This window comes from Caballeronia sp. LZ028, from assembly GCF_031451415.1.
GTDB lineage: Bacteria > Pseudomonadota > Gammaproteobacteria > Burkholderiales > Burkholderiaceae > Caballeronia > Caballeronia zhejiangensis.
Genome location: NZ_JARUXN010000036.1, coordinates 1 through 1,415 on the forward strand (window position 1 = coordinate 1; position 1,415 = coordinate 1,415).

Sequence of the window (1,415 nt, forward strand, 5' to 3'; positions counted from 1 at the left end):
GAGATAAAGTCGGAAGTGGTGTACGGGGGAGTTGAGGCGGGAAATTGAAGGCGGTGGTGGTTTCAGCTGAGAATCTGATTGTCGAAGTCGGAAACCAGCGAACAACAAAACCATCCACCATGAGCAAGGATACGAAAAATGCGGTCATTGGTCTATCGGGAGCCGGCCTCGGGCTGGACGACCTAATTCGTCAAGGGGCGCGGCAAGTGATTCAGCAAGCGATTGAAGCGGAGCTGGCAGAGCTGCTTGAACGGTTCACGAACGTGAAGACACTGCACGGGCAACGCGCGGTGGTGCGCAACGGCTACTTGCCCGAGCGCGAGGTATTGACGGCGGCCGGGCCGGTCTCCGTGAAGGTGCCAAAGGTACGCGATCGATCGGGATCAGGGGTGAAGTTCAATTCATCGATCGTCCCGCCTTACGTGAGGAAATCGCCCCGTGTGAGCGCGGCGCTGCCGTGGCTGTATCTGAAGGGCATCTCGACTGGCGATATGGGCGAAGCGCTGCGTGTCCTGCTCGGCGAAGACGCGAAGGGCTTGTCGGCGAATGTCGTGAGTCGGTTGAAGGCGCAATGGGCCGACGAACATGCCGCGTGGAGCCGACGTGACCTGTCGAAGTCGTGCTACGTCTATTGGTGGGTCGATGGCATTCACACCGGGCTGCGCAGCGAGAACTCCGATGGCCAATGCCTTCTGGTGATCATCGGCGTGAAGCCGGATGGGAGCAAAGAGCGCGTGGCAATCGGCGACGGGTATCGGGAAACGAAGGCATCGTGGCTTGAACTGCTGCTCGACCTGAAAGCGCGGGGCTTGCAAGCGGGTCCACGGCTGGCCGTCGGCGACGGTGCAATGGGCTTCTGGGCGGCCCTGGAAGAGGTGTTTCCAGCGGCACGCGGCCAGCGCTGCTGGTTTCACAAGATGGGCAATGTGCTCAATGCGCTACCCAAGTCGCAACAAGCACGGGCAAAGGCGGACTTGCAGGCGATCTGGATGGCTGCCACACGAGCCGACGCGTACGCCGCTTTCGATCGTTTCGTGTCGATCCATTCGGCGAAATATCCGAAGGCAACTGAGACGCTGAAAAAGGATCGCGAGAGCCTGTTGGCGTTTTACGACTTCCCCGCTGAGCACTGGCAGCATTTGCGGACGACCAACGCGATCGAGTCGACGTTCGCGACGGTACGTCATCGAACGACGCGTACGCGTAACTGCGTGTCGCGGCCTACCTTCCTCGGTCTGGCATTCAAGCTGATCGAGGAAGCGGAGAAAACCTGGCGCCGTATCAACGGACCTGAAAAGATCAAGCTGTTGCTCGAAGGCGTCCCCTTCAAGGACGGCGAACCGGTGCAAGACGATCGACCGGTTCAGCAGAAACTCGCCGCTTGAAATCGACCGTCACGATGCTGCTCATACACC

The 1,415-nt window shown here is 59.7% G+C and carries 1 protein-coding gene; it reads left to right on the plus strand.

Going from position 1 to position 1,415, the window contains the following annotated elements; genetic code table 11:
* Positions 1-119 precede the first annotated feature (119 nt).
* Positions 120-1,385 carry an IS256 family transposase gene (locus QCE58_RS33950; protein WP_250522581.1) on the plus strand — a complete coding sequence of 422 codons (1,266 nt, stop codon included), beginning with the start codon at positions 120-122 and terminating at the stop codon, positions 1,383-1,385.
* The last annotated feature ends 30 nt before the right edge of the window (positions 1,386-1,415 follow it).